Origin of the sequence: Streptomyces albus subsp. albus (assembly GCF_000725885.1) — a bacterium.
Lineage (GTDB): Bacteria > Actinomycetota > Actinomycetes > Streptomycetales > Streptomycetaceae > Streptomyces > Streptomyces albus.
The window spans coordinates 43,710-65,082 of sequence record NZ_JODR01000023.1 but is presented as its reverse complement, the minus strand read 5'-3'; the positions used below and the strand labels follow the sequence as shown (position 1 = coordinate 65,082).

The following is a 21,373-nucleotide window of genomic DNA, read 5'->3' as shown; positions in this document are numbered from 1 at the left end:
CGACGCCGCGCCGCGCCGCCCCGTGTGAGGTGCGGCACAGCACGGTTCACTCGTTCGGGCGGCGCACGGTGCGTGTGACGGCGCACGGAAGCGCGTGAAGGTGTGGGGCCCCGGGAGGATGATTCGCCTCCCGGGGCCCTTCCGTATACCTGCGTCACACCAGCAACACGGCGGGCCGGGCAGGTCAGGAACCGGCTGAGTAGGAACGTCTTACATACCTACGCTCGCTTGCGGCCAGTCCGCCCCATCCGCCCGGAGGGACACAGTTGTCACGCCTGCAAGCCGCCGCACCACCCCTCGCCGCGCTGCTGCTCGCCGCGGGGCTCCCCCTCACCACGCCCGCCCACGCGCAGACCGCCGCCCCGCGCACCGGCCCGGTCTTCAACCAGCCGGACGGCACCCGTGCCCAGCAGCGCGCCATCCGCAGCGCCCTGCTGACCCGTATCAAGGGCGCCGCGCCCCGCTCGACCGTCAAGGTGGCCCTGTACCACTTCTGGGACGCCGGGATCGCGCGTGCGCTGGCAGGGGCGCACACCGCGAAGAAACGTCGCGTCAACGTCCAGGTGATGCTGGACGAGTCCAGCGTCAGCTCCATGCCCTCCAGCACGTCCTACGGGATCCTGCGCAAGGCACTGGGCACCGACCGGAGGAAACGGTCCTTCGTCGGGCTCTGTCCCAAGAACCGCTCCTGCCTGGGCGACCCGGCCGCCGGCGCCTCCATCGCGCACAACAAGTTCTGGCTCTTCTCGGACACCGGCGGCCTGAGAAACGTCGTGGTGCAGACGTCCTCCAACCTGTCGAGCGGCAGCTACAGCAAGTTCTGGAACGACGCGCTCGTCGTCGCGCACACGGGGACGTACACCGCCTACAGCCGGTACTTCGACGCCGTCGCCAAGGCCGACTGGCGCGCCTGGCGCTACACCCGCCGGACCGCCGGCCCCTACACCGGCTACTTCTTCCCGCGACCGCACGGCGGGGACACCGTGACCGGAATCCTCGACAACGTCACCTGCCGCTGGCGCGACGCACAGGGCGAGCACCGCACCGCCGTCCGGCTGGCCATGTTCAAGCTCACCCGGCAGGCCGTCGCCGACCGGCTCCGCTCGCTCCAGCGGCAGGGCTGCGCGGTGGACATCGTCTACGCGGAGACCGACAGCGCGGACAGCACCGGCTCCCCGGGCACCTGGGAGACCCTGCACCAGCCCGGCGGCCCCACCGTGCGGTGCCTGCACTACGACGACGACGGCGACCCGGGCACCTCGCGCCAGGTCGTGCACTCCAAGACCCTGCTGATCACCGGCCGCTACGCCGGTGCCCGGCGCGCACTGGTGTGGACCGGCAGCCACAACTACTCCGGCCCCGCCCTCACCAAGAACGACGAGACGCTGCTGAAGGTGGACTCGCCCGCCGTCCACGACGCCTACCTCCAGCGCTTCCGCGCGCTGCGGGCCTCGGCCGTCCCCGGCGTCCACGACGACACCCCCCGCTGCAAGGGGGTCAGTCCCCAGCCGGAGCACTGACGGCCGGACACGGGCAGCGCGCCCCGGGAGGACGGGCCCCGGGAGGACGGACCCGGAAGACGGCCCCGGAAAAGTTCCGGCCCGGCGGTGGAGTCCGCCGGGCCGGTCCGGAGTGCGCCGGGCCGGTTCCCGGTCAGCCCTCGAAGGGGTCGAAACCCTGGTACTCGTCCATGGCCTCCCGCTCCGCGCGTTCGGCCTCACGGTCGCGGCGGCGCTGGGCGGCGGGACGGGGAGCCTCGAACCGGTGGTCCTCGCCCCGGCGGCCGAGCATCTCGGCGCCGCTGACCATGGTGGGCTCCCAGTCGAAGACGACGGCGTTCTCCTCGTCGCCGATGGCGACGCCGTCACCCTCGCGGGCACCGGCCTTGAGGAGTTCGTCCTCGACCCCGAGACGGGCGAGCCGGTCGGCGAGGTAGCCGACGGCCTCGTCGTTGTTGAAGTCGGTCTGCCGCACCCAGCGCTCCGGCTTCTCGCCGCGAACCCTGAAGAGGCCCTCCTCGACGCGGGTCACCGTGAAGCCGGTGTCGTCCACCGCCTTGGGCCGGATGACGACGCGGGTGGCCTGCTCCACTGGGCGGGCCGCGCGGGCCTCGTCCACGAGGCCCGCCAGGGCGTAGGACAGCTCCTTGAGGCCCTGCCGGGAGACGGCGGACACCTCGAAGACGGGCAGGCCGCGTGCCTCCAGATCGGGCCGGATGATGTCGGCCAGGTCCTTGCCCTCGGGGATGTCCGTCTTGTTGAGGACGACCACCCGGGGACGGTCCTCAAGACCGCCGTAGCGGGCCAGCTCCGCCTCGATGACGTCCAGGTCGCTGACCGGGTCGCGGTCGGTCTCCAGGGTGGCGCAGTCCAGTACGTGCACGAGGACGGAGCACCGCTCGACGTGCCGCAGGAACTCCAGCCCGAGCCCCCGGCCCTCACTGGCGCCCGGGATCAGCCCGGGTACGTCCGCGATGGTGTAGACGCCGGCACCGGCGGTGACGACGCCCAGGTTCGGCACCAGGGTGGTGAACGGGTAGTCGGCGATCTTCGGCTTGGCCGCGGAGAGCACCGAGATCAACGAGGACTTGCCGGCGCTGGGGTAGCCGACGAGCGCCACATCGGCGACCGTCTTGAGCTCCAGCACCACGTCCCGGGCCTCGCCGGGCTCGCCCAGCAGCGCGAAGCCGGGCGCCTTGCGGCGGGCGGAGGCCAGCGCGGCGTTGCCGAGGCCGCCCCGGCCGCCGCGGCCGGCGATGAAGGTGGTGCCGGCGCCGACCATGTCGGCCAGCACCTCCCCGTTCCGGTCGAGCACGACGGTGCCGTCCGGGACCGGCAGCACCAGGTCCTTGCCGTCCTGCCCGGAGCGGTGGCCGCCCTCGCCGGGACGGCCGTTGGTGGCCTTGCGGTGCGGGCTGTGGTGGTAGTCGAGGAGCGTGGTCACATCCGGGTCGACGACGAAGACGACATCGCCGCCGCGCCCGCCGTTGCCGCCGTCGGGTCCGCCGAGCGGCTTGAACTTCTCCCGGTGCACGGAGGCGCAGCCGTGCCCACCGTTACCCGCGGCGACGTGCAGCTCGACGCGGTCCACGAAGGTGGTCATAGGGGTGTGCCTCCCGGCGTGCTGTGGCGAACGTGGTGATGGTGCTGTCTGTCATTCGAACGCACCGAGGGCGGACCCGCTTCCCGTACGTCACGCGACCGCGTACGTACGGAAGAGGAGGTCCGCCCTCGGAGTGAGTGAGTGTGCCGTCCCGCTGCTTACTGAGCAGCCGGAACGATGTTCACGACCTTGCGGCCACGGTGGGTGCCGAACTGCACCGCACCGGCGTCCAGCGCGAACAGGGTGTCGTCGCCGCCGCGGCCGACGCCCTTGCCCGGGTGGAAGTGGGTGCCGCGCTGGCGGACCAGGATCTCACCCGCGTTGACGAGCTGACCGCCGAAGCGCTTCACGCCCAGGTACTGCGGGTTGGAGTCGCGACCGTTCCGGGTGGACGATGCGCCCTTCTTGTGTGCCATCTCTCCTCAGTCCTTACTTCTTGGCCGGGGCGGGGATGTCGGTGACCTTCAGCGCGGTGTGCAGCTGGCGGTGGCCGATGCGCTTCTTGTACCCGGTCTTGTTCTTGTACTTCTGGATCCGGATCTTGTCGCCCTTGTGGTGGTCCACCACCTCGGCCTGGACCTTCACGCCCGCCAGGACCCACGGGTCGCTGGTGACCGCGTCACCGTCGACGACGAGCAGGGTCGAGAGCTCGACGGTGTCGCCGACCTTGCTGTCAGAAATACGGTCAACCTCGATGACGTCGCCCACAGAGACCTTCTGCTGGCGTCCGCCGGTGCGCACGATCGCGTACACGCGGAACTCTCTCTCGCTCGGAAAACGGAGCCCCTGACGCCAGCCGCCCACCGTCCGCGCGAGGCGCGGACCTGATCCATGAGGACTGGACGGCCTCTCCCACCGGAGCGGGAGGTAGTTGCTCAGGAGCGGCCTGCCCTGCATACGGCACGCCGACGCTCTAGGTTACCCCATCCGGCCCTGTGGCCTGCCCGGGGGCCGGGCCGGGCGTACCGGGGCCGGGCCGGGCGTACCGGGGCCGGGCCGGGCGTACCGGGGCCGGGCCGGGCGTACCGGGGCCGGGCCGTGTCCGGGGGCGGAACGGGCCGCCCCCGGACACGCGCCGGGTCACTCGTCGCCGGACGGTGCCGACACCGACGACGAACCCTCCTGCTCGGCGGCTGCCGTCTTCTTGGCCGTGGTCTTCTTCGTGGCCTTCTTGGCGGTCGCCTTCTTCGCCGTCGTCTTCTTGGCCGTCGTCTTCTTGGCGGCGGTCTTCGTCGCGGCCTTCTTGGCGGTCGCCTTCGTGGCCGACTTGGCGGTCTTCGCCGACTTCGCGGTCTTCGCCGACTTCGTGGCCTTGGCCGCCTTCTTGGCGGTCTTCTTGGCCGGTGCCGCGGCCTCGGCCTCGCCCTCGGGAGCCGGCGCAGCCGCCTGCTCCTGCTCCTGCTCGGGCACCGGTGCCGGAGCGGGCGCCGCGGCGGCGGCCTGCTCGGCGTCCGAGGCGGGGGCCGTCGTGGTGACCGAGCGGGTCACCCGGCGGCGCGGCCTTACCGGCGCCACATCGGTGACGACCTCCCCGCCGGTCTGTTCGGAGGCGGCGGGAGCCGGTGCGGCTGCCTGCTCGTCGGCCGGGACGACCAGGACCGCGGCGGTGTCGTCGGCCGCCCGCGGCGATCCGGCCGGAGCCGTCACCTTCCGGGTCGCCCGGCGCCGGGACCTGGGCCCCTGCGCCGCGGCTTCCCCGGCGGGCTCGGGCTGCCCCGCGGGCTGGGCGGCGGCACCCGTCACCGGGGCGGCCTCGGCCACCGGACCGGTGGCCGCCCCGGCTGCGGTCTCCGCCTGCTCCTCGGCAGCGGCGGCCTGCGGAGCGGCCGGTTCGACGACCTCGGCGGGTACGCCCGCCGCCCCACGCGGCGAGCCGGCGGGGGCACTGGCCTTGCGGCTGCCCCGGCGGCGCAGCCGGCCGCGGGCCGCGGTGGCGGCGGCCTCCGCCTCGGCGGCGCTGTTGAACAGCTCCTCGTCCGGGACGAACTCCACGGGCGCGGCAGGCGGCGCCGTCAGCTCGGCTGCCGCGGCGGCCGTCTCGGCGGGCTCCACCGCGGCTGCGGCGGGCGCGGTCGCGGGCGACGGCTCCGGCTCGGGCACCGGCTGGGCCGCGGCCTGCGGCCCCGGCCGGGCACCCTTGCCCTTGTCCCTGCCCTTGCCGCCCTCGGGCTTCTCCTCACCCGCGGTCCCGGGCTCGGCCTTCGCCTCCGCCTTGGCCTCGGGCTTGGTCTCGGCCTTCGGCTCGGGCTTGGTCTCGCCCTTGCCGCGGCCCTTCTTGCCCTTCTTGCCGCCGCCGGCGGGCGCGGTGGCCTGGTCCAGGTGGACGATCACGCCACGGCCGTTGCAGTGCACGCACTGCTCGGAGAACGCCTCCAGCAGCCCCTGCCCGACCCGCTTACGGGTCATCTGCACCAGACCCAGCGAGGTGACCTCCGCCACCTGGTGCTTCGTACGGTCCCGGCCCAGGCACTCCAGCAGCCGGCGCAGCACCAGATCGCGGTTGGACTCCAGCACCATGTCGATGAAGTCGATGACGATGATGCCGCCCAGGTCGCGCAGCCGAAGCTGGCGCACGATCTCCTCGGCCGCCTCCAGGTTGTTCCTGGTGACCGTCTCCTCCAGGTTGCCGCCCTGGCCGGTGAACTTCCCGGTGTTGACGTCGACGACCACCATCGCCTCGGTGCGGTCGATCACCAGCGAGCCGCCGCTGGGCAGCCACACCTTGCGGTCCAGCGCCTTGGCGAGCTGCTCGTCGATGCGGTACGTGGCGAAGACGTCGACGTCCGAGGTCCACTTCTGGAGCCGGTCGCTCAGATCGGGCGCCACGTGCGAGACATAGCCGTGGATGGTCTCCCACGCCTCGTCACCGCTGACGATGACCTTGGAGAAGTCCTCGTTGAAGATGTCCCGCACCACCCGGACGGTCATGTCCGGCTCGCCGTACAACAGCGTGGGCGCGTTGCCCTTCTGGGCCTTCTTCTGGATGTCCTCCCACTGCGCCTGCAGCCGCTCCACGTCCCGGCGCAGCTCGTCCTCGCTGGCGCCCTCGGCCGCGGTGCGCACGATCACGCCCGCGTCCTCGGGGACGACCCGCTTGAGGATCTGCTTGAGCCGCGAGCGCTCGGTGTCCGGCAGCTTGCGGCTGATGCCCGTCATGGAGCCCTCGGGCACATAGACCAGGTAGCGGCCCGGCAGCGAGACCTGGCTGGTCAGCCGGGCGCCCTTGTGGCCGATCGGGTCCTTGGTCACCTGCACCAGCACCGGCTGGCCGGACTTGAGCGCCGTCTCGATCCGGCGCGGGCCGCCCGCCATGCCCAGCGCCTCGAAGTTGACCTCGCCCGCGTACAGCACGGCGTTGCGGCCCTTGCCGATGTCGACGAACGCGGCCTCCATCGACGGCAGGACGTTCTGCACCTTGCCCAGGTACACATTGCCGACGTACGAGGTGGACTGCTCCTTGTTGACGAAGTGCTCCACCAGCACGTCGTCCTCCAGCACGGCGATCTGCGTACGCTCACCGCTCTGCCGGACGATCATCTCGCGCTTGACGGCCTCGCGGCGGGCGAGGAACTCCGCCTCGGTGATGATCGGCACCCGCCGCCGGCCCTGCTCACGGCCCTCGCGGCGGCGCTGCTTCTTGGCCTCCAGCCGCGTCGAGCCCTTGATGGCCTGCACCTCGTCGGTGGGCTCGTCCTTCTTCTTGCGCGGCTCACGGACCTTGACGACGGTGCGCTCCGGGTCGTCCGAGGTGACCGTCTCGCTGGTGGTGGCCGCCTCCGCGTCACCCGAGCGGCGACGGCGCCGACGGCGACGCCGCGAGCTGCTGGTCGAGGGCGCACCGGCCGCGCCGGTCTCCCCCTCGTCGCCGCCCGCACCGGCGGCCTCCGGCTCCTCGCCCCCGGCCTGCTCGTCGGCCTCCTCGGAACGGGACTCCCGCTCCTCGGCGCCGGTCTGCTCCTCCTGCTCGGCCTGCTCCGCGAGCTCCCCGCGGCGACGGCGACGGCCGCCCCGGCGGCGACGCCGCGCCGGACGGTCGCCCGCGTGGGCCTCCTCGCCCTCGGTCTCGGCACCCTCGGTGTCGGCGCCCTCGTCCGTGCCGGTCTCCTGGGCGGTCTCGTCCTCCCGCTCGTCCCGGGCGGGGGCCTGCTCCGCCGGTTCGGCGCGGCGGCGACGGCGACGGCGCGAGGTGCCGCCCGTCTCCTCCTCGGCGCCCTCGGAACCGGTCGTCTCCTCGGCCTCGGTCTCCTCCGCCTCGTCCGCCTCGGCCTCGGCACGGCGTTCGGCCTCGGCCGCAGCGGCGGCGCTTTGCGGGGTCTGGAAGGCGGGCTCGGCGAAGACAGGTGCCTGGAAGACCGCCATGGGCGGCATCGGCCGCTTGCGGCGACCGCCGGGCGTCTCCTCCTCGGGCTCCGCAGCGCCCGCGGCGGGCTTGGCCGGCGCGGGCGGCGCCTCGAAGCCCTTGGCCACACGCGGACGGCCGCCCCGGCGCCGCTGGCCTGCGGGGGCCTGCTCCTGGCCGGCGGCCTCTTCCCGCGCGGCCTCCGCTTCGGCGGCCCCGGTCTCGCCCGCCGCCTGGTCGGACTCGGCGGCCTTGCCCGGCTTCCCGGCCTTGGCGGCCTTGCTGCCCTTGGCGGCCTTGCCGGTCGAGCCCTGCTGCTCCTCCGGCTGCTCGCCGGACGCGGCGACGGCAGCCGTGCCGGCGGCCTCGTCAGTGCTCTTGCCGGGCTTGCCGGCGCTCTTGTCCTCGGCGCCCTTGCGGGTCGCGCGCCGCCGGGTACGGGCGGGCGCCTCACTGGCGGGCGCCTCGCTCTCCTCCGCCGTGGCGGATGCAGCCGCCTCACCGGCACCCTCGGCCTCGGCAGCCGGCGCGGAGGCGGCACGGGTGGCCCGGCGCCGGGTACGGCCACCGGACGGGGCCTCGGCGGCTGCCTCGGCCGGCGCGGACTGCTCGGCGCCCTGGCCCTCCGCCGGCTGCGACGGCGTCTCCTGCGCGGCCTCGGCGCTCTTGCGGGAGGTGGCGCGGCGCCGGGTACGGGGCTTGGACTCCTCGGCCTCAGCCTCGGCGGCGGGCTGCTCCGCGTCCTGCGCCGGCTCCGCGGCGGGCGCGGAGGTGTCGCGGGTGGCCCGGCGGCGGGTACGGGCACGCGGCGCGGGCTGCTCCTCGGTGGCCGCCCCCTCCTCGGAGGTGGCCGCCTCCGCTGCCGGGGCGGCCGGCGCCGCCTTACGACGGGTGCGGGTCTTCGCCGTCCCGGCCTCACCGGCCTCGCCCTCGCTGCCGGAGCTCTCCTCGGCGGGCTCGGCCGGCGCGGGCGAACCGGCCGGGGCCGTCGCCTTACGGGTGGCCCGGCGGCGGGTACGGGGCTTGGGCTCCTCCGCAGCCGCATCGCCGGAAGGAGTGGTGGCGGCGGGCTCACCGGCGTCGGGCGCCGGGGTGGCCGGCACCGTCTGCTCCGCGCTCACCGGACCGCTGTCCGGCTCCGCGGGCGGGGGCGAACCGGCCGGAGCCGTCGCCTTACGGGTGGCCCGGCGGCGGGTACGGGCGGCAGGCGCCGGGGCGATGTCGGCGGCGGCCTCGGTGGCCCGGCCCGGGGCCTCGTCCTGGCCGGCCGGCTCGGGCTGCGGGGCGCCGGCCGCACTGTCGCGCACGGTCGCCGTCTCCTCCGCGGTGGCCCCGGCCGCGGCGGGCGGGCCCGCGGGACGGCTGGCGGCGCGGCGCCGACGGCGCGGCGGCAGGGTGTCGCTGGGGGTGCCCGGCGCATCTCCGGCCGGCTGCGGTGCCGAGGCGTCGCCGCCGCCGGCGACGGTGCCGGACTCGACGGCCGAGCCGCCGGGGTGGGCCGTCCCGCCGATGGCGGTCTCTGCCTCGTTGGATTCAGTTGGTTCGAGCATGCGGGCGGTTCTCCCGTCACGCTCCCGGGCGCCGTGCTCGTTCTGTCCGGGGCGGCCCGCCCGGGGGGCGGGGCGCTCTCCGGGGGCGCGGGCGCCGCACGGGAGCTGTTGTCTCACTCGCCGGTTCCGGCCCTCGGGGCCTGGCTTCGGCGAAAGTCTGCTGGTCGGTGCGCTCGCCTTCCGCACAGCGGCCCGGGTGGCTCCCTGGCGTGCGTCGGCGGCGGCGCGCGGCTTCGACGGCCGTCCTACGCGGCGCCGCCCGGCACCGTCGCGGCGCTGGGAACCCCGGAGCCGGTGGGCTCCGGGACCGCGTCACGGTCGGGTGCGAACGGGTCGGTCACCGTGCCGGTCTCCTCATCGAGCGGCCCCTGCGCCAGCCTGGTCACCGCTGCGGGGACCGGCGGCGCCAGGCCGGCCGCAGCGCGGAGACCGGACAGGACGTCGTCGGGTCGTACAGCAGGTGTTACGTGCCGTACTACCAGGCGCAGTATCGCACAGGCCCCCTCGCCCGGCCTATCGGTGACGGGAGAGGTGTTCGCCTCGTCACCCTGCGCGGGACCCGGACCGGCCGCGGAGAGCGCCAGGACGGCGGCGCGGGCGTCGAAAGTGCGCAAGCCCTTCTTCGTCTGCCGCTCCACCTCGACGGTCCCGGCCGCGAGGAACGCGGCGACCGCCTCCCGCGCCTCGTCGACACCGACCCCGTCGAGCCGCAGCTCCCACTCGGAGGCCTGCAGCCGGTCGGTGAAGTCGGAGCCGTGTGCCTCCACGGCGTCGACGATGTCGAGGCCGTCCGGCATACAGGCGTTGAGCTGGGCGCGCAGCTCCTCGGGGTCACGCCGCTGGACGAGGGCGATCTCCAGGTACTCGGCCTCGCTGCCGGTGCCGGTGGGAGCGGCGTTGGCGTAGCTGACCTTCGGATGCGGGGTGAAGCCGGCGGAGTAGGCCATGGGGACCTCGGCCCGGCGCAGCGCCCGCTCGAAGGCGCGCTGGAAGTCGCGGTGGCTGGTGAACCGAAGGCGGCCCCGCTTGGTGTACCGCAGGCGGATGCGCTGCACCGCGGGCGCGGGCGGCGGGCCTTCGGGCTGTCGCTTGCCCAGTGGTTCTCTCCTATGTGCCTGGGCGGCACGCGGAGCGGGCCGCCCCTGTCGGACAGGACGGATAGGTCGGCGGAAGTCCGCACCGGCCGGGCCGGCGCCCGCGCGGCGGAGCGCGGTGCCCGCGGCCGTTACGCGACAGCGGCCACCGGGCGCCGCCCGACGGACGCGTTGTGCGTTTGTGCGGATGATCCTTCTGTCCAGGGTACGCGGCTGCTCTACGGCAGCGGCTCCCGCTCCCGGGAGCGGGGCACCCCGAACAGGGCGCGCCGTATCTCCGCCCGCGCCGACCGGACCGATGCCCGCGCCGCCCGCAGGGCCGAGCGCACCGAATATCCGGCGGACCGCAAGGCGCGCCCCGCCGCACGGCAGGCGGCGGCCACCGGCTGCCACACCCAGCCGCGCAGCACCCGGCCGAAGGGGGCGAGCACGTGACGCCACAGGCCGATGAGCGGCGCCACCAGCAGCACGTACAGCACCCGCCCGGCACCCCGCAGGAGAAAGGCGGTCACCCGGCCGGTCACCCGCCAGGCCACCGCGGCAGCCGCGGCGATCTCCCGTACGACGAGGGCCAGGCCGCGCCCCGCCGGGGCCAGGACCCACCGGTACAGCGCGACGAGCGGCACGACGAGCAGGTACCGCCCCAGCAGGAGCAGGACGGCACCCGTTCCGCGGACGGCGGCCACCACCGCGCGCCCCAGCGGGACGAGCACATACCGGTGCAGGGCGGCGGCGGGGGCGGCCACCAGCCACCGCCACAGCCAGGCGAGGGCCAGACCGGTGCCCCGCCCGGCGGGGGCGAGCACATGACGCCACAGCAGCACGGCGGGCAGGACGAACAGGTACCGCCCCAGCAGCCCGCAGCCGCGGCCGACAGCCCGGGCGAGCGGCACCAGAAGACGGGTGTGCACCCAGGTGACGGGGACGACGACCAGCACCCGGCCGAGGAAGGCACCGGCGGCGGCCAGCCCCCGCCCCAGCCACCCGGCGCCCCGTCCCACCGGCAGCAGGACGTACCGCCACAGGGCGGCCCAGGGCCACACGAACAGGGCCGTCACCGTCCAGCGGAACACCACGGCCAGACCGCGGCCCAGAGGAACGACGAGACGGTGCCAGGTCCACCGTGCCGGTGTGACGAGGAGCACCCGGCCCAGCCAGGACAGGGCGCGGCCCACCGGGCCCAGGACGCCGCGGCGGAAGGCCCGCCCCGCGGCCACCAGCCCGTCCCACACCAGCCGCACCGGCAGCACCAGGACGAACATCACCACACGCACCGGCAGCCGTACGGCCACCGTCAGACAGCCCTCGGGCTCGTGCCCGCGCGGGCTCGGGGCGGAGGCGTGGCGTGGCTGGTATCCGGTCACGCCGTGGGGGACGCGACCGTCCGCACACCGGTTCGCAAGAGGCTGTGGCGATCCGGTAACAGCGCAGGCCGGCCCGGAGAGAGGCGGCCCCGCCCTCAGCCCTCGTTCAGCGGACGGGGCGTGAGGACCGCGAAGGGCGCCCCCTGCGAATCGGCCAGCACGGCCATCCGTCCCGCCACCATGTCGAAGGGCGCCTTGAGCACCGAGCCCCCGGCCGCGGTCGCCGTCGCCGCCGTCCGGTCGGCGTCGTCGACGGCGAAGTACACCAGCCAGTGGGAAGGGGTACCGGCGGGGACGCCCTCCGGCATGGCCTGCATACCGCCGACCTCCCGGCCGTCGGCCAGCAACGAGAAGTAGGTCTCGCCGCCGTCCTCCATGGGCGCGCTGTCGATGCCGAGCGCGGCCCGGTAGAAGGCGGAGGCCGCGGGCCGGTCGGTGGTGTTGAGCTCGTTCCAGATCATGGCACCGTGCTCGTTGACGAGACCCGCACCCGCGAAGTCACGCGGCTGCCAGATGCCGAACACTCCACCCGTGGGGTCGGCCAGCACAGCCGTCCTGCCGAGGTTCATCACGTCCGTCACCGGCATCACCGTCTGCCCGCCCGCGGTGACCACCGCCCGCACCGTGGCGTCCGCATCGGCCACCGACAGATACGTGGTCCACACAGTCGGCGGTGGCGGCCCCTCCCCCGGCGGCTCCGCCGCACTGATCCCGGCAACCGGCAGCCCGCCGGCCTCACAGATGCTGTAGCCGCCCCGCTCCGGAGGGCCGATCCGGCCGGACCAGCCGAACACGCGGCTGTAGAAATCCAGCGCCGCCTGCTGGTCCGGGGCGGCCAGATCGGTCCAGCAGGGCGTACCGGGCCGGTAGCCGGAGACGACCTCGGGCATCGTGCCTCCTCGACGGCGGGACGGGCGGCGCGAGGGCCCGACGGACGGGCCACCGGGCCGGCCGTCCGGCCGCGCCACACTCCCCTCCCAGGCTCCCCGCCCCCGGACGGTCCCGCCACTCGGCGCCACCACGCCCTTCCGGCGCCCGCCGGCCCGGCACCGCCGGGAGGTTGCGACAAGTGGGGCGCATCCGACGGCCGTTCGGCCCATGTTCTGCGCCCGGAACAGGTGATCACACACGCTGATAGTCGGACCGTCGGGCCATAGGCGGAAAGGATCATCACGCTTCCCGTCCGGGAGGCCACGTTCCTTGTCACGAGAAGAGTTGAGGAACACATGAGGAAGCTCGTCCGCAACGCCGCCACCGTCCTGATCGCGGCCGGTGTCGCCGTCTCCGTCGCCCCCGCCGCCTCGGCCGCCGGTCACGGCAAGGGCAACACCGCGCCGGAGGACGTCATCAACGTCTACGTCGGCCGCGGCGACGCCCAGTTCGCCAACGAGTTCGGCCCCGGCAACCTGGCGTCCAACTGGGTCCAGAACTCCAAGAAGGTCGGCGTGGCGGCCCAGAACGAGGCGATCCGCACGGGCGACATCAAGAACGTCGCGAAGGGCAAGGGTGCGAAGGCGCCGTTCGAGATCGAGGGCTCGGAGCAGGACCAGAACGAGGGCTGAACCGGGTCCGAGCGGTAGCGGGGGCCGTGGTGCCGCACACCACGGCCCCCGCCGGTCTCACTTGTTGACGACGGACAACGGCAACAGCTTCTTGCCGGTCGGACCGATCTGGATGGTCGTGTCCATCTGAGGCCCAGCGGCACGGATGACAGCTGCACAGCCGTCCGTCATGTTCCGCGATGCAGAAACCTTCGCCGCCATCCCCGCCGCACGCCGGCTGAGGCCGACTGTCCGAATGGCTCCGCGCCGGGGACGCGGCACGGCCTCCACGTAAAAGGAGTCGCCACAATGAGGCGGCCACATCGTCCAGTCAGTCCGACCCGGACCCCATTCGCGTAGACGACAACCCGAACGTCGTTCGAAATTTCCTCCGTCTCGGACCCTGGACCAATGCCGGAAGAAACCCGCGAATTCAAGCCAGTCATAGGCGGCAAGCGACTGGCAGGAGCCCGGAACGTTCGTGTGAGCCCCACACTTGGCGCTGACGCAGTCCCACACACGCTGCAGACGACGCCCAAGCGCCTCTTCCGCCGTCAGCGGTTCACCCGGGGCCACCCGCATTCCCGGCGCCGAGCGCCGACACTTCCGTCTCCACAGCCCGACGGGTGAGCCCTTTCCCCTTCGCGAAGAGGAATTCTTCGAGCTTGGCATCGGACAGGTACAGAAATTCCATAGCGTGCTCTCCAAACGCCGCGCCGCAGGACTTCTGACCGACAGACGGACGCGGCATATCCGAACATGCGACCAGGCGTTCAACTGACCGAGTGGTTCACCACAGTCAAGCTGAGACTCAATATGTCTTTCCGTGCAGGAGACAACAAAGCGACCCCCGCCTCTGCTCTGTACTCTCCGCAGCCGTGAAGACGTACGACGGCGGACCCGAGTGGACGACCTCAGCCCTGGCCCAATTGGAAAATCTGAAACGGGCGGAGGCTCTCCTGCCCGAGAACGCACCGCGTGCACTCCTCTCCGTCCGCCTGTCCGTGTTGACCGCGGACACGACGTCCCCTGTGCGACAGGAACTCGACCTGCGTCTCCTGGCCAGGCAGAAGGGGTATCGCGTCGTCGGCGTCGCCTCCGACCTCAACGTGTCGGCGACGAAGGTTCCCCCGTGGAGACGGAGGGAGCTCGGCGAGTGGATCAACAATCGGGTTCCGGAGTTCGACGCGCTGCTCTTCTGGAAGCTCGACCGCTTCATCCGCCGGGTGACGGATCTCTCCGCGATGATCGAGTGGTGTGAGCGGTACGGGAAGAACCTCGTGTCGAAGCACGACGCGATCGACCTCAGTACGACTCTGGGTCGGAGCATGGTCACGCTCATCGGCGGAATCGCCGAGATCGAGGCGGCGAACACCTCGACCCGCGTCACATCGCTGTGGGACTACGCGCGTACCCAGGACTCATGGCTCGTCGGCAAGCCGGCCTACGGGTACGTCACCACGAAAGTGGACGGGAAACCGGCACTCGCCATCGAGCCGTGCGCCCACAGGGCACTGCACTGGGCCCGGCGTATGGCGCTCAGAGGTGTGTCCGCCCGACGTATGGCCCGCTGTCTCGTCCGCTCCGGACTCATGTCGGCAGGTCTCACCACGTCGACTCTTCTCCGCCGCCTCCGTAACCCCGCGCTCATGGGCTACCGCGTAGCGGAGAACAAGCAGGGCGGGAAGCGACGGAGCCAGCTCGTCCTCGGCGACGGCGGCAAGCCGATACGGGTCGGCCCCCCGCTCTTCACCCACGAGGAGTTCCACACCCTGCAGGCCGCACTGGACCGCAGGGCCAAAGAACAGCCCACACGACAAGCGGGTGGAGCGACGCGGTTCCTCGGCGTACTGATCTGCGCCGACTGCTCGACCAACATGACCGTGCAGAGGAACCGGAGAAACGGCAGGACCTACAGCTATCTGCGGTGCGGTAAGTGCAAAGGCGGCGGCCTCGGAGCACCCGGCCCGCAGAACGTCTACGACATCCTCGTGGACGATGTGCTCCGCCTTCTCGGTGACTTTCCCGTCCAAGTCCGGGAGTACGCGCCAGGCGCCGAGGCTCGTGCCGAAGTCGAGCGGCTCGAAGAAGCCATCTCCCACTACATGACGGAGCTCGCGCCGGGAGGCCGTTTCACGAAGACCCGGTTCACTCGGGAGCGAGCGGAGAAGACGCTCGAAGAGCTCACGGGAAAGTTGAACGCCATCGACCCCGAGACCACCCAGGACCGTTGGATCCTGGTGCACAACGGCAGGACCTTCCGTCAGATGTGGGAAGCGGGCGGCATGGAGGCCATGGCCGAGGACCTGCGCCGCGTGGGTGTGACCTGCGAGGTGACCCGCAAGAAGGTCCAGGGGGTGCGCGCTCCGTCCGTGCAACTGCGGTTGAAGATCCCTCGTGACGTGAGGGAACGCCTGGTCATCAAGGGCGACGACTTTCCCGCAAGACGCTGACGAACCGGAGACATACCCCTCCGGGCAGCTTTTGCCGGTCTACGGACCACTGCCTTGCTGCGGTCGCCGGGCATGTGGACGAGGAGGAAGCTACGCACTCTCGCAGCTGTGCGCGTTGTCCGTGACAAGGGCCGGGAACGCCGAGAGGCGCCCGGACAGGTTCGTCCAGGCGCCTCCGCGCGCCCTCATACCCACTCGGCCGTCGAGATTTGCTGCGTGTCGGCAAGCGCCTCGCCCATTCCCCGGAGGGCGTCACCGCTGGTCAGGCTATTTCTTGACCGTGAGCGGGAGCAGCTTCTTGCCGGTCGGACCGATTTGTATGGTCGTGTCCATCTGAGGACACACCCCGCAGTCGAAGCAGGGGTCCCAGCGGCAGTCGGGGACCTCGGTCTCGTCGAGGGCGTCCTGCCAGTCCTCCCACAGCCAGTCCTTGTCCAGGCCGGAGTCGAGGTGGTCCCAGGGCAGGACCTCCTCGTAGGAGCGCTCGCGGGTGGTGTACCAGTCGACGTCCACACCGGTGCCGGCCAGCGCCTTGGCGGCCGATTCCATCCACAGGTCGTAGGAGAAGTACTCCCGCCAGCCGTCGAAACGGCCGCCCTGCTCGTACACCTCGCGGATCACCGCACCGATGCGGCGGTCACCGCGCGAGAGCAGGCCCTCGACGATGCCGGGCTTGCCGTCGTGGTAGCGGAAGCCGATGGAGCGGCCGTACTTCTTGTCGCCGCGGATCTTGTCCCGCAGCTTGCCCAGCCGCTCGTCGGTCTGCTCCGCGGACAGCTGCGGCGCCCACTGGAAGGGGGTGTGCGGTTTGGGGACGAAGCCGCCGATGGAGACGGTGCAGCGGATGTCGTTGGACTTCGCGACCTCGCGGCCCTTGGCGATGACGCGGGTGGCCATGTCGGCGATCTGGAGGACGTCCTCGTCGGTCTCGGTCGGCAGGCCGCACATGAAGTAGAGCTTCACCTGGCGCCAGCCGTTGCCGTAGGCGGTGGCGACGGTGCGGATCAGGTCGTCCTCGGAGACCATCTTGTTGATGACCTTGCGGATGCGCTCGCTGCCGCCTTCGGGGGCGAAGGTGAGGCCGGAGCGGCGTCCGTTGCGGGTCAGCTCGTTGGCGAGGTCGATGTTGAAGGCGTCGACGCGGGTGGAGGGCAGCGAGAGGCCGACCTTGTCCTCCTCGTAGCGGTCGGCCAGTCCCTTGGCGATGTCGCCGATCTCGCTGTGGTCGGCGGAGGAGAGGGAGAGGAGGCCGACCTCCTCGAAGCCGGTGTTGCGCAGTCCCTTGTCGACCATCTCGCCGATGCCGGTGATGGACCGCTCCCGGACCGGGCGGGTGATCATGCCGGCCTGGCAGAAGCGGCAGCCGCGGGTGCAGCCGCGGAAGATCTCCACGGACATCCGTTCGTGGACGGTCTCGGCGAGGGGGACGAGGGGCTGCTTGGGGTAGGGCCACTCGTCGAGGTCCATGACGGTGTGCTTGCTGACCCGCCACGGGACGCCGGAGCGGTTGGGGACGACGCGGGCGATACGGCCGTCGGGCAGGTATTCGACGTCGTAGAAGCGCGGTACGTAGACGCCGCCGGTCTTGGCCAGCCGCAGCAGCAGTTCGTCCCGGCCGCCGGGGCGGCCCTCGTTCTTCCAGTCGCGGATGATGTCGCTGATCTCCAGCACGGCCTGTTCGCCGTCGCCGATCACCGCGACGTCGATGAAGTCCGCGATGGGCTCCGGGTTGAACGCCGCGTGCCCGCCGGCCATCACGATGGGGTGGTCGACGGTGCGGTCGGCGGCTTCGAGGGGGATGCCGGCCAGGTCGAGGGCGGTGAGCAGGTTGGTGTAGCCCAGTTCGGTGGCGAAGGAGACGCCGAGCACGTCGAAGGCGCCGACGGGGCGGTGGGCGTCCACGGTGAATTGCGGGACGCCCTTCTCCCGCATGAGTTTCTCCAGGTCGGGCCAGACGCTGTAGGTGCGTTCGGCGAGGACGCCCTCGCGTTCGTTGAGGACCTCGTAGAGGATCATGACGCCTTGGTTGGGCAGGCCGACCTCGTAGGCGTCCGGGTACATCAGTGCCCAGCGCACGTCGGTCTCGTCCCACTCCTTGACGGTGGAGTTCAGCTCGCCGCCGACGTACTGGATGGGCTTTTGAACGTGCGGCAGGAGGGCCTCTAGCTGGGGGAACACCGACTCGACGGGCATCTCGGGCGCGCTTTCGTACGACGGACAGGGCCAGTCGTCCAGAGTAACGGTTGTGGCCGCGTCCCCCGGCTCGCTTCCTTCCGGTCCGTCTGCCCCGCCGGGGCCGTGGGGGCGGCGGGGCAGGCGGCGGGCCCTGGTCAGGCCGCTATGGGTTTCTGTGTGCGGATGGACTGCAGGAGTCCGACGGCGATCCAGACGGCGAACATGGAGGTGCCGCCGTAGGAGACGAACGGCAGCGGCAGTCCGGCGACGGGCATGATCCCGAGGGTCATGCCGATGTTCTCGAACGCCTGGAACGCGAACCAGGCGATGACCCCGGCGGCCACGATGGTGCTGTACAGCTCGGTGGACTCGCGTGCGATGCGGCAGGCGCGCCAGATGAGGATGCCGAGGAGGACGAGGATCAGTCCGGCGCCGATGAAGCCGAGTTCTTCCCCGGCGACGGTGAAGACGAAGTCGGTCTGCTGTTCGGGCACGAACTGTCCGGTCGTCTGGGTGCCCTCGAAGAGTCCCTTTCCGGTGAGGCCGCCGGAGCCGATGGCGATGCGGGCCTGGTTGGTGTTGTAGCCCACGCCGGAGGGGTCGAGGGCCGGGTTGGCGAATGCGGCGAAGCGGTTGATCTGGTACTCGTCCAGCAGTCCGAGCGCCCACACCAGGACGGCTCCGAGGGCGCCGGCCAGGCACAGGCCGATGATCCAGCGGTTGGAGGCGCCGGAGGCCAGCAGGACGGCGAGGACGATGAAGACCAGCACCATGACGGAGCCGAGGTCCGGCATCATCAGGATGACCAGGACGGGCAGGGCGGCGACGCCGAGGGCCTGGAGGACGGTGCGGTGGTCGGGGTGTTCCTGGTCGCCGGCGTCCACCTTGGCGGCGAGCAGCATGGCCATGCCGAGGATGACGGTGATCTTGATGAACTCGGCGGGCTGGACGGTGAAGCCGCCGCCGAGGTTGAGCCAGGCCCGGGAGCCGTTGATGGTGGCGCCGAGCGGGGTGAGCACGCAGACGGCCAGCAGCACGGTGACGCCGTAGAGCACGGGTACGGCGCTGCGCAGTCTGCGGTGTCCGAGCCAGACGGTGCCGATCATCAGGCCGATGCCGATGATCAGGCTGATGACGTGCCGGACGAGGAAGTACTGCGGGTCGCCCTGGTTGAGCTCGGTGCGGTTGCGGGTGGCGGAGTAGACGAGCAGTGAGCCGATGACGGCGAGCACGGCGCCGGACAGCAGCATGATCCAGTCCAGCCGCCATACGACGGAGTCGCGGGCGGTGAGCCGGTCCCACAGGGAGCGGCGGCGGGGGCCGTAGCCGCCGAGTGCGAAGCTGCGGGAGCTCATCGCCGCTCACCTCCGGCGAGCTGGCGGATCTCGCGGGCCGGCGGGGTGCCGTCCCTGCGGTGCTGCTGTCGTTGTCCCTCGTGGCGGGCGGCCTGGGCCTCGCCGCGGGTGTCGGGGGACTCGGCGGGGGTCTGTTCGCCGGGGGGCGCGCTGGGGCTGCCGGAGGGGGCGTCGGCCGGCCGCTCGGCGTTCTGGCCGCGGGGCTTCTTGTCGCGCTGGGGCACGATGGTGCCGTCCTTGGAGATCTTGGGCAGCTTCGCCTGCGGCTTGGGCAGCAGTGCCTTGCTCTTGTCGATGCCGCCGTCGGCGCCCACGCCGTACATGGCGTTGTAGATGTTGCGGACGGCGGGGCCGGAGGCGCCGGAGCCGGTGCCGCCCTGGGAGATCGTCATGACGACGGTGAAGTCGTCGGTGTAGGTGGCCAGCCAGGAGGTGGTCTGCTTGCCTGCGACCTCGGCGGTACCGGTCTTGGCGCGGAGTTTGATCTTGTCCTGGGGCCAGCCGGCCTCGCCGAACCGCCAGGCCGCCGAGCCCCGGGTGGCGACGCCCTGGAGGGCGCCGTCCATCTGGTGGAGGGTTTTGTCGCTGATCGGCAGCTTGCCGTGCGACGTGGGCCGGATCTCGTGCACCGACTTGCCGTCCGGGCTGACGATCGCCTTGCCGAGTGTGGGGTCGTGGAGGGTGCCGCCGTTGCCGAGGGCCGCGTAGATGGTGGCCATCTGGATGGGGGTGACGAGGGTGTCGCCCTGGCCGATGGAGTAGTTGATGCTGTCACCGGCGCGCATCTTCATGCCGGAGGCGCAGTTCTCCTTGGCGATCTTCTCGGCGTAGCTGGGGTTGCCGCCGCCGTTCTTCGCCTGTTTGCACCAGGCGTCCTTGTTGGCCTCCCAGTAGTTCTTCTTCCACTTGCGGTCCGGGACCCGGCCGGAGACCTCGTTGGGGAGGTCCACGCCGGTCTCCTTGCCGAGCCCGTAGTCGTGGGCCATCTTGTAGAACCAGTCGTGGGCGCCCTTCTTGGGCATGTTCCCGCCGTCCTTCTTCCACTCCTTGTAGGCGAGGCGGTAGAAGACGGTGTCGCAGGAGACCTCCAGGGCGCGGCCCAGGTCGATGTTGCCGTAGCCCTTCGACTCGAAGTTCTTGAACGTCTGTCCGCCGACCTCGTAGGACGAGGAGCAGTCGTAGTTGCCGTCGAAGGGGTAGCCGGCCTTGACGGCGGCGGAGGTGGAGATGACCTTGAAGATCGAGCCGGGTGCGGCCAGCCCCTGGATGGCGCGGTTGAGCAGCGGGTAGTTGGAGTTCTTCCCGGTGAGTTTGGCGTACTCCTTGCCGGAGATGCCGCCGACCCAGGCGTTGGGGTCGTACTCGGGGTTGGAGGCCATCGCCACGACGCGGCCGGTCTTGTTCTCCATGACGACGACGGCGCCGGCGTCGGCCTTGTAGTTGCGGCCGGTGTTCTTGTCGAACTCGGTGCGGGCCTTCTTCATGGCCTGGTCGAGCTGCTTCTCGGCGACGGCCTGGACGCGTGCGTCGATGGAGGTGACCAGGTTGGAGCCGGGCTTGGCCTTCTCGCTCTCGGCCTGTCCCATGACGCGGCCGAGGTTGTCCACCTCGTAGCGGGTGACGCCGGAGCTGCCGCGCAGTTTGCTGTCGTAGCTGCGTTCGAGTCCGGAGCGGCCGATCTCGTCGGAGGGCAGGAAGGGCGAGTCGCTGTCCTTGGCCTTCTCGATCTCCTCGTCGGTGACGGGCGAGAGATAGCCGAGCGCCTGTGCGGTGTTGGCCCCGTAGGGCGCGGGGTAGCGCCGTACGGCCTCGGGTTCGGCCTTGATGCCGGGGAAGTCCTCGGAGCGTTCGCGGATCTGGAGGGCCTGCTGGGGCTTGGCGTCGTCCGTGACGGGGATCGGCTGGTAGGGCGACCCGTTCCAGCACGGCTGGGGGGTCTTCGCGTCGCAGAGGCGGACCTTCTGGCGGACGGTCCTGGGGTCCATGCGGAGGACTTTGGCGAGGCGTTCCAGTACGGCCTTGCCGCCGTCGTCCTGCTTCATCAGTTCGGTGCGGGACGCGGAGACCACCAGCCGGGTCTCGTTGTCGGCCAGCGGCATGCCGCGCGCGTCGAGGATCGCGCCGCGTACGGCGGGCTCGACGACCTGCTGGACGTGGTTGCCCTTGGCTTCCTTCTGGTATTCGTCACCGTTGCGGATCTGGAGGTACCACAGCCGCCCGCCGAGGGTCAGCAGCAGTGACATCACCAGGATCTGGATGGCGATCAACCGGATGGTGACACGGGAGGAGCGGCCGGTCTCGGGGATGTTACTCACGGCGCGCAGCGCCTCCTTGGGGGGCGGTGGTCGGGCGACGGGAGGGCGTTGCTCACGGCGCGCAGCGCCTCCTTGAGGGGCGGTG

The 21,373-nt window shown here is 71.8% G+C and carries 14 protein-coding genes; 3 read left to right on the top strand and 11 right to left on the bottom strand.

The window, feature by feature from the left end; genetic code table 11:
* Positions 1-266 precede the first annotated feature (266 nt).
* Positions 267-1,520, top strand: a complete 1,254-nt coding sequence (locus IO40_RS0125350) for a phospholipase D-like domain-containing protein (protein WP_031176197.1) — start codon at positions 267-269, stop codon at positions 1,518-1,520.
* Positions 1,521-1,653: 133 nt separating this feature from the next.
* Here the strand turns inward: IO40_RS0125350 and obgE are convergent, their stop codons facing one another.
* The 7 genes from obgE to IO40_RS0125315 form a co-directional block, all read right to left on the bottom strand.
* Entirely contained in the window at positions 1,654-3,102 is a 1,449-nt protein-coding gene (obgE, locus tag IO40_RS0125345) for a GTPase ObgE (protein ID WP_016468951.1), read from the bottom strand.
* A gap of 158 nt (positions 3,103-3,260) precedes the next feature.
* Complete coding sequence (rpmA, locus tag IO40_RS0125340; RefSeq protein WP_016468952.1) at positions 3,261-3,518, bottom strand: 50S ribosomal protein L27; 258 nt, start codon at positions 3,516-3,518, stop codon at positions 3,261-3,263.
* Positions 3,519-3,531: 13 nt separating this feature from the next.
* Positions 3,532-3,855, bottom strand: coding sequence for a 50S ribosomal protein L21 (rplU, locus tag IO40_RS0125335; protein ID WP_016468953.1), 324 nt, complete (start codon positions 3,853-3,855; stop codon positions 3,532-3,534).
* A gap of 327 nt (positions 3,856-4,182) precedes the next feature.
* Complete coding sequence (locus IO40_RS0125330) at positions 4,183-8,991, bottom strand: Rne/Rng family ribonuclease (protein ID WP_031176196.1); 4,809 nt, start codon at positions 8,989-8,991, stop codon at positions 4,183-4,185.
* A 245-nt stretch (positions 8,992-9,236) separates the two neighbouring features.
* A complete protein-coding gene (locus IO40_RS0125325) occupies positions 9,237-10,046 on the bottom strand; it encodes a TIGR03936 family radical SAM-associated protein (RefSeq protein ID WP_031176195.1) in 810 nt (269 codons plus the stop codon).
* 257 nt (positions 10,047-10,303) lie between these two features.
* Positions 10,304-11,449 (bottom strand): hypothetical protein, encoded by a 1,146-nt coding sequence (locus IO40_RS0125320; RefSeq protein WP_031025827.1) that lies wholly within the window; start codon positions 11,447-11,449, stop codon positions 10,304-10,306.
* A gap of 95 nt (positions 11,450-11,544) precedes the next feature.
* Positions 11,545-12,339 carry a VOC family protein gene (locus IO40_RS0125315; RefSeq protein ID WP_016468957.1) on the bottom strand — a complete coding sequence of 265 codons (795 nt, stop codon included), beginning with the start codon at positions 12,337-12,339 and terminating at the stop codon, positions 11,545-11,547.
* 336 nt (positions 12,340-12,675) lie between these two features.
* Here IO40_RS0125315 and IO40_RS0125310 point away from each other — a divergent pair, with 336 nt between their 5' ends.
* Positions 12,676-13,011 (top strand): hypothetical protein, encoded by a 336-nt coding sequence (locus IO40_RS0125310; protein ID WP_030408500.1) that lies wholly within the window; start codon positions 12,676-12,678, stop codon positions 13,009-13,011.
* A gap of 541 nt (positions 13,012-13,552) precedes the next feature.
* Here the strand turns inward: IO40_RS0125310 and IO40_RS39495 are convergent.
* On the bottom strand, positions 13,553-13,684 hold the full coding sequence (locus tag IO40_RS39495; RefSeq protein WP_258775743.1) for a hypothetical protein: 132 nt from the start codon (positions 13,682-13,684) through the stop codon (positions 13,553-13,555).
* Positions 13,685-13,868: 184 nt separating this feature from the next.
* Here IO40_RS39495 and IO40_RS0125305 point away from each other — a divergent pair, with 184 nt between their 5' ends.
* The gene (locus IO40_RS0125305; RefSeq protein WP_030408499.1) at positions 13,869-15,443 is read left to right on the top strand and encodes a recombinase family protein; all 1,575 of its coding nucleotides are present in this window, start codon (positions 13,869-13,871) and stop codon (positions 15,441-15,443) included.
* A gap of 267 nt (positions 15,444-15,710) precedes the next feature.
* Here IO40_RS0125305 and IO40_RS0125300 read toward each other — a convergent pair whose 3' ends face one another.
* From IO40_RS0125300 to mrdA, 3 genes are all read right to left on the bottom strand, one after another.
* Positions 15,711-17,636, bottom strand: coding sequence for a TIGR03960 family B12-binding radical SAM protein (locus IO40_RS0125300; protein WP_030408498.1), 1,926 nt, complete (start codon positions 17,634-17,636; stop codon positions 15,711-15,713).
* Between the two features lie 137 nt (positions 17,637-17,773).
* Positions 17,774-18,973 (bottom strand): rod shape-determining protein RodA, encoded by a 1,200-nt coding sequence (gene rodA, locus IO40_RS0125295; RefSeq protein ID WP_016468960.1) that lies wholly within the window; start codon positions 18,971-18,973, stop codon positions 17,774-17,776.
* The gene (gene mrdA / locus IO40_RS0125285; protein ID WP_016468961.1) at positions 18,970-21,288 is read right to left on the bottom strand and encodes a penicillin-binding protein 2; all 2,319 of its coding nucleotides are present in this window, start codon (positions 21,286-21,288) and stop codon (positions 18,970-18,972) included. The genes rodA and mrdA overlap by 4 nt, the downstream gene beginning before the upstream one ends.
* Between the last annotated feature and the right edge of the window lie 85 nt (positions 21,289-21,373).